Origin of the sequence: Kitasatospora albolonga (assembly GCF_039535905.1) — a bacterium.
GTDB lineage: Bacteria > Actinomycetota > Actinomycetes > Streptomycetales > Streptomycetaceae > Kitasatospora > Kitasatospora albolonga.
In genome coordinates this window covers 1-15,127 of record NZ_BAAAYB010000146.1, presented here as the reverse complement: position 1 = coordinate 15,127, position 15,127 = coordinate 1, and the positions used below count along the sequence as shown (strand labels likewise).

Genomic DNA, 15,127 nt, shown 5'->3' with positions numbered 1-15,127 from the left:
TCCCACCGAAAGGGCAGGACACGTGCAGCCCTCCCCGCTGCGCCGTCGGCGCCGACGGCCACGTCCGTTCAAGGCCCTCGCCGCCGCCGTGCTGGGCCTCGGCCTGATAGCCGCCGTGACGGTCGGCACCCCCGGTCACGCCGACCCGGGGAACCGTACGGTGCACCGGGCCACCGTGGCCTTCCCCGTCCGGGAGCCCTTCGACTCCGCCACCAACAGCGGCACCACCACCGGCGCGGTGACCTTCGACAACGGCTGGATGCGCCTCACCAACACCAGCGCCAGCCAGACCGGCGCCTGGCTGATGAACGACTCCTTCCCCGCCGACCTGGGCATCATCGCCGAGTTCCAGTACGCCAGTTGGGGCGGAACCAGCTACGACAACAAGCGCGGCGACGGCATGGCCTTCTTCCTCGCCGACGGCGCGGCCGCCCGTGGCACCGGCGCCCTCGGTGGGGCCCTGGGCTACGCGTGCAGCGGCACGGCGAACTCGTGCAGCACGAACGGCGTGCCCGGGGCCTTCCTGGGGATCGGCATCGACGAGTTCGGCAACTTCTCGGCCAACGTGACCGGCAACAGCGGCCCCGGCCTGGCCGCGAACAAGATCGTGCTGCGTGGCGGCGGCAACAAGACCACCGGCTACCGCTTCGGCACCAGTGCCAACGGCCCCGGCGGTTCGGTCGAGACCGGCAGCCGGGCCAACCTGCGGACCATCAGGCTCTCCCTGCTCCCCAAGGGCACGAAGTGGGTGCTCTCGCTCTGGTCGAACAGCGGGCCTGACACCGCCATGACCCAGCTGATCACGGACTTCGACATCAACACCGTCACCGACCAGCCGAAGCTCCCCAGCACGCTCAGGGTGGGCTTCTCGGCCGGCACAGGCGGGGCCACCAACAACCACGAGGTCGCCGACCTCGCCATCAACGTGCCGGCCAACCTCTCCATCACCAAGACGGGAGCCCCGAGTTCCGCGAGAGCCGGAGCCGACCGGGTGACCTACACCGTCACCGCCGCCAACGACGGCACCAACGACGTCAGCGGCGCCCGGGTCCAGGACACCGTGCCCGGCCTGACCTCGGTGTCCTGGACCTGCGTGGCCTCCACCGGCAGCACCTGCGGAGCCGTCTCCGGCACCGGCAACACGATCGACACCACCGCCGACCTCAAGCGCAACGGCACCGCCACGTACACGGTCACCGGCACGGCCCCGACTTCCCCGACCACCCTGCGCAACACCGCCACCGTCACCGCACCGTCGAACCGGACCGACCTCAACCCCGCCGACAACACCGCCACCGCCGTCACGGAGATCACCGCGGGCCCGGCCGACATCGCCACCGGGAAGGCGGCCCTCGGCACCGGCCCGGTCGTGCCGGGGCAGACCTTCGACTACCGGATCACCACCACCAACCGCGGCCCGGCCGACACCACCAGGGCCACCATGACGGACGTGCTGCCCAGCCCGCTGGTGTACGTCTCCTCCTCGCCGGGGTGCACCGCCAACGGACGGAGCATCAGCTGCGGCCCCGTCGCGAACCTGGCCTCCGGGGCGGCGGTCTCATGGACCGTCACCGTGCGGCTGGACCCCGCCTACACGGGCGACGGCAGCGACGTCCTCAACACCGCGACCTCCTCCTCGGACGCCGTGGACCCGGTCCCCGCCAACAACACCAGCCCGGCCGCCGGGCCGCCGGGCGGCGTGGCGGCAGCCCAGGCGGACCTGTCCGTCACCAAGCAGGCCGTCGGCACCACCCCGGTCGCCCCGGGCGAGACCTTCGACTACAAGGTGACGGTCACCAACGCCGGTCCCTCGCAGGCGGTCGGCCTCCAGGCGCTCGACCTGCTCCCGAGCACGATGGCGTTCGTCTCCTCCACCGACCGGTGCGGTTCGTCGGGACAGTCCGTGACCTGTACGAGCACCGACCCGCTCGCCCCCGGGGCGATCAGGACGTGGACCTTCACCGTCCGACTCGACCCCGGCTACCGCGGCGACGGCTCGGACGTCCGCAACACCGCGACGGCCACCGCGACCACCGCCGACCCCGTGACCCCGAACAACACCAGCAGACCGGCCGGACCGCCCGGCGGCACCGTCCGTTCCCCGGAGGCGGACCTGGACTTCGGCAAGAGCTCCCCCTGACGACCCGTCACCGGCCGTCCGCCGCTGACCCACCCGTGGAACAGGAACCGATGCACACCACCAGACCCACCACGTACCGGTGGCCGACCCGGCGGCTGACGGCCGGCGTGCTCAGCACGCTGCTGGCGCTGGGGCCGGCCGCCGCAGCGTCGGCCGTGGCGCCGGGCGAGACCTTCACCTACACCCTCAGCACCAAGAACAAGGGCCCGTCGGTGGCCAAGAACGTCACGGCCAAGGACACCCTCCCGGAGGGCATCACCTTCGTCTCCTCCGACGACGGCTGCACCGCGGTCGGACAGAAGGTCACCTGCGGCCCGGCGCCGGAACTGGCGGTCGGCGCGACCAAGAGCTGGAGCATGGTGGTCCGGCTGAGCCCCTCCTACGAGGGCGACGGCTCGGACCTCGGCAACGTCGCCAGCACCGCCTCGGACGCCCACGACCCGGCCACCACCAACAACACCAACGCACCGGTGCGGCCTGACGGTCCGTTCGACCGCAAGTCCGACCTCTCCACCACCAAGACCGGAGTGGGCGCCGGGCCGGTCGTGCCGGGCACCGAGTTCGAGTACCTGATCACCACCACCAACAACGGGCCCTCGGACGCCCCGAACGCGATGGTCACCGACAAGCTGCCCACCGGGCTCACCTTCGTCTCCTCGGCGGACGGCTGCACCGCGACCGGCCAGGACGTGACCTGCGGGCCGGTGAGGAAGCTGGCCGCCGGCGCCGCCACGGCCTGGAGGATCAAGGTCCTGCTGGCCGCCTCCTACCGGGGCGACGGCACCGACCTGAAGAACACCGCCACCTCCAAGTCCGACGCGGCCGACCCCGTCCCCGGGAACAACACCAGCAAGCCCGCCGACCTGCCGGGCGGCCTCGGCGGCGCCGCGGCGGACCTCAGCGCCGTGAAGAAGGCGGGCTCCGACACCCCCGTCGCCCCCGGCGAGACCTTCGACTACCGGATCACCGCCACCAACAAGGGCCCGTCCGACGCCACCGTGGTGACCGCGACGGACAAGCTCCCGGCGATGCTGAGCTTCGTCTCCTCGCCCGACGGCTGCACCGCCAACGGACAGACCGTCAACTGCGGCCCGCAGCCGACCCTGGTGGCGGGGGATTCCCTCACCTGGACCCTCAAGGTGAAGATCGCCCCCGGCTACAAGGGGGACGGCTCGGACATCCTCAACACCGCCACCGTGGCCTCCGCCACCAAGGACCCGGTGCCTGCCGACAACACCAGCAACGCGGCCGGCCCGCCCGGCTCCAAGGTCAACCCGCCGACCGCGGACCTGGGCGTCACCAAGAAGGCGGTCGGCACCTCGGCACCGACCCCCGGCGCGACCTTCGACTACCTGATCACCGTGGTCAACAACGGCCCCTCGGCGGACGCGTACGGCGTGACCCTCGCCGACAAGCTCCCCGCCGAACTGAGCTACGTCTCCTCCACCCCGGCCGGCTGCACCGAGACCGGCTCGGTGGTCACCTGCAAGCGGCCCACCGCACTGAAGGTCGGCGAGAGCGAGCAGTACGTCCTGACCGTCCGGCTCGACCCCTCGTACCGGGGCGACGGGACCACCATCAAGAACAGTGCCAAGGTGACCGCCGACAACATCGACCCGAGGACCGACAACGACAGCTCCACCTCCGGCTTGCCCGGTGACAAGGCCGGCCCGCCCAAGGCCGACGTCAGCACCGCAAAGGAGACCGTCACCACCACCCCGATCGCCCCCGGCGAGACCTTCCAGTACGCCGTGACCGCCACCGACAACGGCCCCTCCGACGCCCTCGGCGTCACGATCGGCGACACCCTCCCCGCCCAGCTGCTCTTCGTCTCCTCGGCCGACGGCTGCACCGCCTCCGGACGGGTCGTCAGCTGCGGACCGGCGGCCATCGCCTCCGGCACCTCGCACCGCTGGGTCTTCACCGTCCAGCTCGACCCGGCGTACGTCGGCAACGGCTCCGACATCCGCAACATCGCCAAGGCCACCGCCACCACCGAGGACCCGGCCCCCGACAACAACACCAGCAACCCGGCCGGGCCGCCGGGGAACACCGTCCGGGGCCCGGAGGCCGACCTGGAGATCGACAAGCGGCCGTCCTGACGGCCCCGGCCACCCCGCCGACCAGCTGGAAACCTCCCCCGCCGATCGGCGGGGGAGGTTTCCGCGTCATGGGACGTCCATGCAGGTCAGACGGCCTTCAAGCCTGGGAACTGCCGCTTCGTTCGCCCGTTCGAGCCCGGTCCGTTCGAGATGCGGGCCCCCGATTGAGCCGAGAGGGTGGTCGGCGGGGGTTCGGCTACACCTCGGGAGTGACAGATGGAAAAGCGCGCACTCATCAGCGAGTTCCTCGGAACGCTGGTCCTGGTGCTGTTCGCGGTCGGTGCGGCGGTGGTCGCGGGCCAGTGGATCGGAACGGTGGGGATCGCGCTGGCGTTCGGCTTCACACTGCTCGCCCTGGCCTACTCCATCGGTCCCGTCTCGGGCTGCCACGTCAATCCGGCGGTCACCCTCGGCTTCCTGCTGGCCCGCCGGATCGACGGTCGGACCGCCGTCTCCTACTGGATCGCGCAGTTCCTCGGCGGGATCGCGGGCGCGGCGCTGGTGCTGCTGCTCGCGAAGCAGATACCCGGGGTGCAGACCAGCGGCAAGCTCGGCAGCAACGGCTGGGGCGACCGCTCCGAGGTGCACATCAACCTCTTCGGCGCCTTCCTCACCGAGGTGCTGCTGACCTTCCTCCTGGTGTACGTGGTCCTCTCGGTGACCCACCGGCTCGCCGTCACCGGCTTCGACGGCCTGCCGATCGGGCTGGCCCTGGTCGTGGTGCACCTGGTCGGCATCCCGCTCACCGGCACCTCGGTCAACCCGGCCCGCTCGCTCGGCCCGGCGCTGTTCGCCGGGGGGCAGGCGCTCTCCCAGGTGTGGCTCTTCCTGCTCGCCCCGCTGGTCGGCGGCGCCATCGCCGCCGGGGTGCACCAACTGACCCACTCCGAGCGGCTGCCCGTCGAGGCGCGGACCACCGTCCGGGTCTGAGCCTCGGTGGGTTCCCACGGGCCGGTGCGTCACCGACGCACCGGCCCGTCGTCGCGTGCGGACCGGGCCGTTCGGGTGACGCCGTCCACCCCAGGGGTTGCGGCGCCCAGGTGAATGTGGGCGGGGCGTGCGCGGGGCGCGGCGTGATCGGCGGAGGGCGTTCGTACGCTGGCGCCGCGCACTGCCGACCGCTCCAGAAGGCCCTCGATGCTCACCGGACTGCTCGAACGAACCGCGCTGATCCCGTCCCCCGCCAGGTCGCCGGAGGCGACCCGGAGCCGGTGGCTGCGGCCCGGGGACCGTGACGTCCTCTGGCTCTACGCGGCGAGCCGGATCGGCCTCTGGGCCCTCGCCCACTGCGCGCGGTGGGTGTTCTCGGCCGACGGGGGAGTGCGGCACCCGGCCGGAGTGCTCACCCCGTTCGAGCGGTGGGACTGGACGCACTTCCTCGCCATCGCCAAGAACGGCTACTTCCCCGGCCGGTCCGGCCCGTGGCAGGCCGGCTGGGACCACCGGGAGGCCTTCTTCCCCGGCTTCCCGGCCTGCCTGCGCCTGGTCCACTTCGTGGTGCCGGACTGGACCGTGGCGGGGCTGCTGGTCTCGTTCGTCGCGGGGGCCGTCGCCGTTCTGGCCCTGGCGCGCATCGCCGAGCAGGAACTGGCGGACGCGGCGGCCGGCCGACGGGCGGCGCTGCTCCTGCTGCTCTCGCCGTGCGCCGTCTTCCTGGCGCTCGGCTACTCGGAGTCGCTCTTCCTCGCCTTCGCGCTGCCGGCCTGGCTCGCGGCCCGCCGGGGCGACTGGGGGGCCGCGTCGCTGCTGGCCGCCTTCGCGACCGCCGTCCGGGTGAGCGGGCTCTTCCTGGTCGCCGCGCTGGTGGTGCAGTTCGTGGTGGCGGGCCGGGCCCGACGGGCGACGTGGCGCCAGTGGTGCGAGGGCCTGTGGTTCCTGTTCCCGTTCCTGCCGGTGGCCCACTTCCACTGGTACCTCTACACCCGCACCGGGGACTGGTCGGCCTGGACCCACGCCCAACAGAAGGGCTGGGGAAGGGAGTTCTACGCTCCCTGGGAGACCTGGCAGCACACCTGGAACAGCGCGTTCAGCCACACGCAGCCCATCAGCTTCGCCGCCGAGTTCCAGCTGGAGCTGTGCGCGGCGGTGGCCGGTCTGCTCCTGCTGGCCGTGCTGACGGCCCGTCGCCGGTGGGCCGAGGCGGTCTACGTCCTGCTCAACCTGGCCGCGCTGGCGAGCTCCTTCTGGTACATGTCCGTCCCGCGCGCCACCCTCCTGTGGTGGCCGCTCTGGATCGTGCTGGCCAAGCGCAGCCTCGCCTCGCCGCGGTTCACCACCGGCTACCTGACCGTCGTCGCCCCGCTGTCCACCGTGGTCGCCCTGGCCTTCTTCTCCGGCCGCTGGAGCGGCTGAGCGGCCGGTGCGGGTCGATGCGGACCGTGCGGCCCGCACGGTCACCACCGCGCAAGAGAACGGAGCATCCATGAAGAACACCTCTGACCGCCACGGCGGTCGCGGCCCGTCCCGACGGCGGGTGACCAGCCTGCTCGCCGGTGCCGCCGCCGTCCTGATGGTGGGTGGCGTCGCGCACGCCGCACCGGCGGCCGACGGCGGCCCGGAACGGACGGCACGGGCGGCCACCCTGGTGAAGATCCTGCCCTTGGGGGACTCGATCACGGCGGGCTGGGGCGGCAGCGGGGACTGGACGGGGTACCGGAAGCCGCTGCTGCCGCTCATCCAGGCCCCGAGCCGTGACGTCCGCTTCGTCGGTTCGCAGACCTCGGCGTTCGCCCCCGAGCTGCGGCACGAGGGCTACTCCGGGTACACGATCCAGCAGCTCGAGACCGTCGTGACCCGCGGCAGCCTGGTGGCCAAGGCGGCACCGGACCAGATCCTCCTGCACATCGGCACCAACGACATGCGCCTCGGGCTCGCGGCCGGTGCTCCGGAGCGGTTGGAGAAGCTGGTCCGCGAAGTGAACCGGCAGGCACCCAAGGCGAGGATCCACCTGGCCTCGATCATCCCCATCGCCAACCCCCGCCTCCCGGTGGACGCCTACAACGTGGGCGTCCAGGCCGTGGCCAAGAAGCTGGCGGGCGAGGGCATCCCGCTCACCTTCGTCGACATGGCGACGGCGCTCACCACGGCGGACCTCGGCGACGGAGTCCACCCGAACGTCACCGGCTACGCGAAGATGGCCAAGGTCTGGGCCGGTTCCCTCGAACCGCTCCTCCCGGCGCGGAACCAGGCGTTCGTCCTGGCCTGAACGGTGGTGCCCGCCGGGTGCCGCGGGCGCCGGCGAGCACCTTGTGCCGTTCGGGGGACATCCGGTCTCCGGAGCCTGTCCAGGTGGTACCCACAGCGGCATGAGCCGGGTGGACCTGGGGCTGTACCTGATGGCGCTGCTACTGGCAGCGCTCCTCGTGATCGTCGTGAACCGGTACCTTCCGCACCAGCGCCGTGCCCGCTACAACGAGGTGACCAGCTTCGTGTTCGCGGCGGTGGCGGCGATCTACGCGGTGCTGCTGGCCTTCGTCGTGGTGGCGGTCTGGGACAACATCCCCCGGGCCCGCGAGGCCACCTTCCGGGAGGCCGACGCGCTGGCCGGCCTGTACTGGATCTCCCGGGAGGTGCCCGTGGAGCAGGGCGCACCGCTGGAGCGGCTGACCCTGGAGTACGCCCACCGGGTCGTCGAGGTCGAATGGCCGCTGATGGCGGAGCGCCGCAGCGACGAGCGGACCACGGCGGTCCTGTACCGCATGCGGGAGGGCACCTTCGCCCTGAACCCGTCCGCCGACGCGCGGAGCCAGGCCCTCTACGAGCACGCGCTCTCCCACCTGGAGGACCTGGCCTCGGGGCGGCGCGAGCGGCTGAACGAGATCCGGCACTCGGTGCCGCCGCTGCTCTGGATCACCCTGATCGACGGGGCCCTGGTGACGGTGGGGTTCTGCGTCGCCTTCGGCGTGGCGAACCGTGCCCTCCACCTCGTCATGGCGCTGGCGCTGACCTCGGTGGTCGCCGTCTCCCTGATCACCATCAAGGAGATGAACTACCCGTTCGCCGGCGTCACACGCGTGGCCCCCACCGCCTTCCAGGTCTTCCTCGACAAGCTCCCTCCGCCACGGGGGTGATGCCCGTGGCGGAGGGATGACGGCACGTCAGGACGGTCGTCACCGGATGGAGTCGTGCGGTTGTGGTGGGTACGCGCCGTACTTAGCGTTCGATTTGTCCGGGTCGGTCCGGCCCGGGCGCTCGTCGTCCGCCCGTCCGTGTCCGTTCGGAGATCCCCGTGCTCAGTTCGTTCCCACGCGCCGTCAGAATCGGCGCGCTCACCGGCAGTCTGCTGCTCGCCGCCCCGGTGGCGACGGCGGCCACCCGGCCGGCCGCGTCGCCGCAGGTGACGCAGGTGTCGTTGACGCCCACCACCGCCGCACCGAACACCCCGGTCGCGGCCCAGCTGTCGGTCAAGTCCTCGGCCTGCGTCACGGTGGCCTCGCTGGGCGTGGGCATCCGCGACGCCGCGGGCAACAACCTGGACTTCCCCGGTGGCCTGACGAACCAGCAGATCTGCTCGCAGGGGGTGACGCTCACCACGGGCACGCGGTCGTTCCCGGCGGGGACGTACCGGATGTTCGGCTACTACCAGGAGCTCGGCGGCGGGTGGAAGAACCTGCCGGAGCAGACGCTCACCATCGCCGAGCCCCCGCTGGTGGTGAAGGGGGACCGGCTGGGGCCGACGACCGCGGAGCCGAACACACCGGTGGCGGGTCAGATGACGTTGGACGCCTCGAAGTGCTTCACGGCGGCGGTGGTCGGCATCGGGGTGCGGGACGCGGCCAACAACAACCTGGACTTCCCGGGCGCCCTGACGAACCAGCAGATCTGCCCGCAGGGCCTGACCGTCAAGACCGGCATGCGGTCCTTCCCGGCGGGGACGTACCGGATGTTCGGCTACTACCAGGAGCAGAGCGGGGCCTGGAAGAACCTGCCGGAGCAGACCTTCACGGTGGCGGCGGCCCCGTTGGTGGTGACGCTGGACCGGGCCGCCCCGGGTGACGCGGCGGCCGGCGCGCAGGTGGCCGGGCAGCTGACGCTGCACGCGTCGAAGTGCTTCACGGCGGCGGTGATGGGCGTCGGGGTGCGGGACGCGGCCGACAACAACCTGGACTTCCCCGGGGCGGTGACGAACCAGCAGGTCTGCACCGAGGACGTGACGATCAAGACCGGCACCCGGTCGTTCCCGGCCGGCACCTACCGGCTGTTCGGGTACTACCAGGAGCAGAACGGCACCTGGCGGAACCTGCCCGAGCAGACCTTCACCGTCACCGGCTCCTCCACCGCCGACCCGGCGGCGCCGGTGGCCGACAAGAAGCTGATCTGGCGCGAGGAGTTCGACGCGGACGTCGCCGCGGCCAAGTGGAACAAGACGACCAGCAGTGCCTACCGGTACGGCACCTACAACCCGGACGACGACAAGCTCGACCGGATCGACCCGCAGAAGGTCGCGGTGGCCGACGGCGTGGCCGTCTTCAGCGCCCAGGCGAGCACCTTCACCCTCCCCAGCGGCAAGAAGGCCTGGGACACCGGCCTGATCACCACCGAGAACACGGCCGAACGGTTCATGGTGAAGACCGGCGACTACGCCGAGACCCGGATCCGGATGCCGAAGGAGCTGGGCGCCTGGCCGGCCCTGTGGACCTGGCACCAGGGCGGCAACGAGATCGACTCCTTCGAGTACCACCCCGACAACCCGAACCTGCTGGAGCTGACCAACCACGTCGTCTCGACCAAGCCCCTGCCCCAGAAGTACTGGAACGACGACTCGGCGGTGAAGCCCGGGGAGTGGGTCACCATCGGCACCCACTACCGCGCCAACACGGTGGACTGGTACGTCAACGACGTGAAGGTCTTCGAGGACAAGGCGGGGGTGGGCGCCAACTGGACGGCCTACCTGATCCTGAACCTCTCACTCTGCTCCGGTGACTTCCACCCGGGCCCGAGGGGCGGCACGGTGAGCTTCGCCTCGGACTACGTCCGGGTCTACCGCTGAGCCCAGGACGACGGCGGGGCGGTGACGCGGCGTCAGGCACCGGGTCACCGCCCCGCCGACGTGTCGGCCGGCCCGCGGCTAGTCGTCGGTGAGCACCGTGTCGGCCACCGCGATGTCGAAGGGCGCGACGTCGACCGAGTCCGGCACGGTGTCCTCGCCGACCAGGGCCATGCCGCCGTTGAGGACGCCGGTGGCGTTGGCGGCGATCCGGACCGGAATGATGGCCACCGCCGTGTTCCCCGGGAGTAGGCCCTTGGGGTAGTGACAGACCACCGTGAGGACGTCCACCTCGCAGTTGTCGGGGAAGAACGTGTCGTCGGGGAGGGTCTCCTCGGGGAGCACGCCCTCGGGGAGGACGACCACCACGGTGAACGCCGCGCTCCGGTCCTCGCCGGTGTTCTTCACCACGGGCCGGACGCTGGTCTTCTCACCGGCCCTGGCCGGGAGGGGTTCGGGGACGCGAACGCTGAGCTGACTCGCCCCGGCCCGCTGGGCCGGGGGCGCCGGGTGGTGCGCGGCGGGATGGAACGCGGCAGCCGCCGCGCCACCCCCCGGCCGGTCGGGCGCCGCCGCGGCGGGCGCCGCGGCGACCGCGGTCGCCAGGACGGAGCAGACGGCTGCCACCGTCGCCAATCTACGAATCATCGGACCAACTCCCCAGGGACGGGACGACACCGGAATGGTGTGCGAAAGCCCGTCCACCGTAGACAGACGTCCCTCCCGGTTCCCGCTGCCGAACCCCCGCGGCACGGCGCGCTCGCCCGAACCGAGTAGTGCGGCAGGCGTCGCGGCGCACGCGGATGCCAGCATCGACGCATGAGATCCGATCGGGCCGGGGAGCCGGACACGGGCCCCGACTGGGGCAAGCGGCTGCTGCTGGGCACCGTGGCGCTGGCCGTCCTGGTCGCGGCCTACTTCCTCCTGGCGGCGACCGTCCCGCGCTGGTGGTCCCAGCGGGTCGGGGACGCGGTCGACGGCCGTCTGAGCACCGGCTTGGTGATCGGTCTGGCCCTGGGCGTCAGCTGCACGCTGCTGCCGCTGCTGGTGGCCTGGTTCGGCCTCCGGAGTCTCGACGGGACGGCACTGCCGCCGGCGCGGCAGTGCCGGACGCCGGAGCCGCCTCCGTTGGGGTCGGTGGGGGACCCCGGTCCCGGCGTCGGTGCCCAGCCAACCCGAGTTCCGGCGGACCCGGTACCTATGAGGTCGTAGGGTCGGGCGCCGGCGCGGCCCGTCCCGTGTGGCGGGGCGGATCAAGGCCTTTCGGAGTTGCGCCCGTTCGGAATGAGCACCAGCTGCTCCCGGTCGGCCCGCAGCAGACCCCTGAACCAGTGCGGCGACCGTACGGCCAGGCCGAGCCCGACGATCGCCACGGCCCGGGCGAGCAGCCCGGGCGTGCCGTGCAGGCGCCTCATGGGACCGAGGTCGCCGACGGCGAGGGCGGCCACGGCCTGCGTGGTCTCGGGCGGGTGGTGCAGGACGCCGGGTCGGGCGAGGTGCTCGGCGAGGAGATGATGGGGACGCGCGGTGGCGGCCGGTCCGCCGGAGAGCAGGCCGACCTGGGTCAGTGCGTCGGCGAGGAGTTCGTTCAGCTGCTGCTCACAGGAGTACGCGTACCGGCCCGGGTCGGCGGTGGTGCGCAGGTGGCGGATGACGGTGGTGACCGCCTGGCCGTCCTGGGCGAGAACGGCCAGGACCAGGTCGAACGCGGCGATCCGTCCCTGCGTGCGGTCCGGGGTGAGCGTGCCGGGTGGGGGGAGGGTAGTCATGCCCGGTCAACGAGGGACGGGCCGGGCCGGCGGTGCGGTGCCGCCCAGAGGCCCCCGAACAGCCGAAGGAAACGATCCTGCCGACCGTTCGAGCCCCTGATCCGCGTGGTGGTCGGCTCCCCACGGAGCCGACCACCACCGAGGGAGTGGATCCGTGACGGTCCGTCGGATCAGGCGTCGGCGCTGAGCTGGACGGCCGCCTCGACGCCGGAGGCGATCGCGCCCGCGATCCAGGCGTGGTAGCGCGGTTGGCAGTGGTCCCCCGCGAAGTAGATCCGGCCGTCCACCGGGGTGGCGACGTGCGGGCCGAGGCTGATCAGCTGCCCCGGGGTCTCGATCGCCGCCTCGCCCAGCGCCCAGCGGTTGCGGAGCCAGGACTGCGAGACGTGGCGGTCGGTGGCGTAGCGCCGGATGCGGTCGCCGAACAGGTCGGCCAGGTGGTCGAGCGCCTCGGTGTGGCGGTCGGCCGGGGTGAGGGCGTCGAAGCGCAGCGCGTCCTCGGCCCAGTTGTACGCGGCGAGGACGACCCCGCCCGGTGCGCCGTGGTCGCTCGGGTGCGAGGGGAAGTAGACGAACCGGCTGGCCTGGTCCGAGACGCAGCCCCCGCCCACCGCCGGCTCGGCGTCGCCGTGCGGGGCGGGGTGGTAGTCCGCGCCCAGCCGGTCGCGCCAGGTGGGCTCGTCCCACTCCCACCAGCGTTCGGTGAACTCCACCAGGACCTTGTGCGCGGTGTCGTGGTTCAGTTCGTTGATCGCCCGGCGCTTGCCGTAGGGCAGGATCGGCTCGAAGTCCACGTGGCGCAGGGCGGCGAACGGGACGGCGAGCACCACGGCGTCCGCCTCGTACGTCCTCGCTTCACCGCCGGTCGAACCCTCGCACGCCTCGTCCTCGGAACCGGTCTCCGGCATGGTGACGACGGTGACCCGGCCGTCCCTGACGGTCAGTTCGGTGAGGACCCGGTCCTGCTCGATGTCCAGTCCTTCGGCGAGCGCCGTGGTCAGGGCGTCGGTCCCGTCCTCGAACTCGAAGTAGGTCACGGCCGGGTTGATGTCGGCGACGTCGAAGGCCGTGTGGAGGAAGCCGTAGGAGAGCCGGCTGGTGAAGTTCTCCAGGGTGCCGACCGCCTGGAGCTGGGCGTCGCCCCAGTCCGCCTTCTCGGAGAGATAGCGCAGCAGGGAGTAGTCGTCCAGCTCGTAGAGCAGCCGGGCCATGCCCTCGACCCGCTGGTCGATCGGCTTGTCGGTCCAACTGCCGTCGCTGCCAAGGGTCTGGGTGTAGGAGCGGGCCGCGGCGAGTGCCTCGTCGAAGGCCTGAGCGGCGGTGCTGCCGCTGTCCCAGCCGAAGCTCTTGTTCACCGGCCCGGGGTCGTTCTCGTAGGCGGCCTTGGTGACGGTCTGCCCGTTGACGTGGATCAGCCGGCCTCCGCACCCCCTCGGTGCCCGGTAGGCCTGGCGCCCACCGGTGGCGAACTCCTCACCCGTCCAGGAGCGGTAGACCACCTGGCTGTCCCCGGAGACGGCGTCCGGCGCCGGGGGGACGTCGACCAGGTGGAACGGCCGGCGCCGGACACCGAGATGGTCGGCCAGTGCCAGGGTGAGCACGTGGCTGGACGGGATCCGCATGGCGCCGGCCTCGGCGTGCAGCCTCGGGTCCTGCCAGACCTCGCCGCGGAAGGTCTTGACCCGGCCGCCGACCCGGTTCCGGTTCGCCTCCAGCAGCCGGACCTCGTGGCCTGCGGCCAGCAGGACCCGGGCGGCGACCATCCCGGCCACGCCGGCACCCACGACGATCACGTCCCGTTTTCGGCCGGGGGTCAGTGCCGTCCGTCCGGTCAGCAGCTTCAAGTAACGCAGCGTCAGGTCGTCGTGGTGCTCGTCGGTGAGCAGGATCCGCCGGGCCATGACCAGGGCCGCCTCCCAACGGGCCGGATCGGTGGTGTGCGGACTTCTGTCACCGGCCTTGTGGGCGACGGCAGTTGCGGTCGCGGCGGAGACGGCCGGGAGTGCGGCGGCGCCAAGGGTGGCGCCGGAGACGGCAAAAAGCTTTCGTCGTGAAATCACGAACGTCAGGGTGGCACTCGTTCGGTGCGCCGATGGGGAGACGGGCATCGGTGCGACCCACTGTCATCCGAATGCCGGAGCGGGGCCCGGGACGGACGATTCGGAGGCCTTGTGGGGTGCCCATTTCAGACGTGGGCGAACAGTTGTCTGAGCCGATCGAGTCAATCTGGCGCTGCTCGGAGCGTCGGGGCGCCGGGCCGTGGGAGAGGTCGGGCAAGCATGGCGGGGTGATCGCTTGCCGAGAAGGTGCCGAAGTGCGCCGCGACAGCCAGGCCGCAGTCCGGCGCCGATGCGGCGCGACCGTGGCGGCGGTGCTGCTCGTCGGCTGCCTGAGCAGTGGTGCGGGAGCCCCGCACACTCACTTCGCGCGCGGCTCACGCGCCCCACACGCATCCCCACACACACACACGCTGCGCCACGTTGCCCTCCGCTCCCCCCCCCACCCCACACACACCCCACCACACCCCACCCCCCCACCCCACCCCACACCCCCCCCACCCCCCCCCCACACACACCCCACCCCACCCCACCCCCCCCCCACCCCACCCCACCCCACCCCACCCCCCACACCCCACCCCACCCCACCCCACCCCACCCCACCCCCCCCCCCCCACCCCACACCACCCCACACACACCCCACACACACCCCACCCCACACCCCACCCCCACCCCACCCCACACCCCCCCCACACCCCACCCCACCCCACCCCACCCCACCCCCCCCCCCCCCACCCCACCCCACCCCACCCCACACACACCCCCCCCACACACACACCACACACCCCCACACACACCCCACACCCCCACACACCCACACACACACACCGCCCCACACACACACACCCCACCCCACCCCCCCCACACCCCACACACACCCCCACACACACACACACACCCCACACCCCCACACACACGCACACCACACACACACACCCCACACACACCACACACCCCACCCCCCACACGCACACACCACACACACTCCCCACGCACACTCACCCCACACCCGCACCACTCACACACACCCACACTCACACACCCCCACACCCCACACACACACACACGCGCAC

The 15,127-nt window shown here is 71.9% G+C and carries 11 protein-coding genes; 8 read left to right on the top strand and 3 right to left on the bottom strand.

Going from position 1 to position 15,127, the window contains the following annotated elements; all coding sequences use genetic code 11:
• Positions 1-22 precede the first annotated feature (22 nt).
• The 7 genes from ABD946_RS36060 to ABD946_RS36030 all read left to right on the top strand — a co-directional run bounded on the left by ABD946_RS36060 (position 23) and on the right by ABD946_RS36030 (position 10,231).
• On the top strand, positions 23-2,140 hold the full coding sequence (locus ABD946_RS36060) for a lectin-like domain-containing protein (protein WP_345289914.1): 2,118 nt from the start codon (positions 23-25) through the stop codon (positions 2,138-2,140).
• 50 nt (positions 2,141-2,190) lie between these two features.
• Positions 2,191-4,242, top strand: coding sequence for a DUF11 domain-containing protein (locus ABD946_RS36055; protein ID WP_345289913.1), 2,052 nt, complete (start codon positions 2,191-2,193; stop codon positions 4,240-4,242).
• 216 nt (positions 4,243-4,458) lie between these two features.
• Positions 4,459-5,172, top strand: coding sequence for an MIP family channel protein (locus ABD946_RS36050; RefSeq protein WP_345289912.1), 714 nt, complete (start codon positions 4,459-4,461; stop codon positions 5,170-5,172).
• A gap of 207 nt (positions 5,173-5,379) precedes the next feature.
• Positions 5,380-6,594 carry a mannosyltransferase family protein gene (locus ABD946_RS36045; RefSeq protein WP_345289910.1) on the top strand — a complete coding sequence of 405 codons (1,215 nt, stop codon included), beginning with the start codon at positions 5,380-5,382 and terminating at the stop codon, positions 6,592-6,594.
• Between the two features lie 70 nt (positions 6,595-6,664).
• Positions 6,665-7,447 carry an SGNH/GDSL hydrolase family protein gene (locus ABD946_RS36040; protein ID WP_345289909.1) on the top strand — a complete coding sequence of 261 codons (783 nt, stop codon included), beginning with the start codon at positions 6,665-6,667 and terminating at the stop codon, positions 7,445-7,447.
• Positions 7,448-7,547: 100 nt separating this feature from the next.
• Positions 7,548-8,312: a bestrophin-like domain gene (locus ABD946_RS36035; protein WP_345289908.1), complete on the top strand. Its 765-nt coding sequence runs from the start codon at positions 7,548-7,550 to the stop codon at positions 8,310-8,312.
• A gap of 158 nt (positions 8,313-8,470) precedes the next feature.
• Complete coding sequence (locus tag ABD946_RS36030) at positions 8,471-10,231, top strand: glycoside hydrolase family 16 protein (protein ID WP_345289907.1); 1,761 nt, start codon at positions 8,471-8,473, stop codon at positions 10,229-10,231.
• A gap of 78 nt (positions 10,232-10,309) precedes the next feature.
• Here the strand turns inward: ABD946_RS36030 and ABD946_RS36025 are convergent, their stop codons facing one another.
• Positions 10,310-10,876 (bottom strand): hypothetical protein, encoded by a 567-nt coding sequence (locus tag ABD946_RS36025; RefSeq protein WP_345289906.1) that lies wholly within the window; start codon positions 10,874-10,876, stop codon positions 10,310-10,312.
• Between the two features lie 171 nt (positions 10,877-11,047).
• Between ABD946_RS36025 and ABD946_RS36020 the strand changes: the two genes are divergently transcribed.
• The gene (locus ABD946_RS36020) at positions 11,048-11,440 is read left to right on the top strand and encodes a hypothetical protein (protein ID WP_345289905.1); all 393 of its coding nucleotides are present in this window, start codon (positions 11,048-11,050) and stop codon (positions 11,438-11,440) included.
• A 41-nt stretch (positions 11,441-11,481) separates the two neighbouring features.
• On the opposite strand, the gene ABD946_RS36015 is transcribed toward ABD946_RS36020, so the two are convergent.
• Together ABD946_RS36015 and ABD946_RS36010 are read right to left on the bottom strand one after the other, a co-directional pair.
• Positions 11,482-11,997, bottom strand: a complete 516-nt coding sequence (locus ABD946_RS36015) for a hypothetical protein (protein ID WP_345289903.1) — start codon at positions 11,995-11,997, stop codon at positions 11,482-11,484.
• 170 nt (positions 11,998-12,167) lie between these two features.
• Positions 12,168-14,057, bottom strand: a complete 1,890-nt coding sequence (locus ABD946_RS36010) for a flavin monoamine oxidase family protein (RefSeq protein WP_345289902.1) — start codon at positions 14,055-14,057, stop codon at positions 12,168-12,170.
• Positions 14,058-15,127 lie beyond the last annotated feature (1,070 nt).

Excerpts from the sequence above, each read along its gene's own strand:
- ABD946_RS36055 (WP_345289913.1), top strand. The coding sequence starts at position 2,191 with ATGCACACCACCAGACCCACCACGTACCGGTGGCCGACCCGGCGGCTG.
- ABD946_RS36050 (WP_345289912.1), top strand. The coding sequence starts at position 4,459 with ATGGAAAAGCGCGCACTCATCAGCGAGTTCCTCGGAACGCTGGTCCTG.
- ABD946_RS36045 (WP_345289910.1), top strand. The coding sequence starts at position 5,380 with ATGCTCACCGGACTGCTCGAACGAACCGCGCTGATCCCGTCCCCCGCC.
- ABD946_RS36040 (WP_345289909.1), top strand. The coding sequence starts at position 6,665 with ATGAAGAACACCTCTGACCGCCACGGCGGTCGCGGCCCGTCCCGACGG.
- ABD946_RS36035 (WP_345289908.1), top strand. The coding sequence starts at position 7,548 with ATGAGCCGGGTGGACCTGGGGCTGTACCTGATGGCGCTGCTACTGGCA.
- ABD946_RS36025 (WP_345289906.1), bottom strand. The coding sequence starts at position 10,876 with ATGATTCGTAGATTGGCGACGGTGGCAGCCGTCTGCTCCGTCCTGGCG.
- ABD946_RS36020 (WP_345289905.1), top strand. The coding sequence starts at position 11,048 with ATGAGATCCGATCGGGCCGGGGAGCCGGACACGGGCCCCGACTGGGGC.
- ABD946_RS36015 (WP_345289903.1), bottom strand. The coding sequence starts at position 11,997 with ATGACTACCCTCCCCCCACCCGGCACGCTCACCCCGGACCGCACGCAG.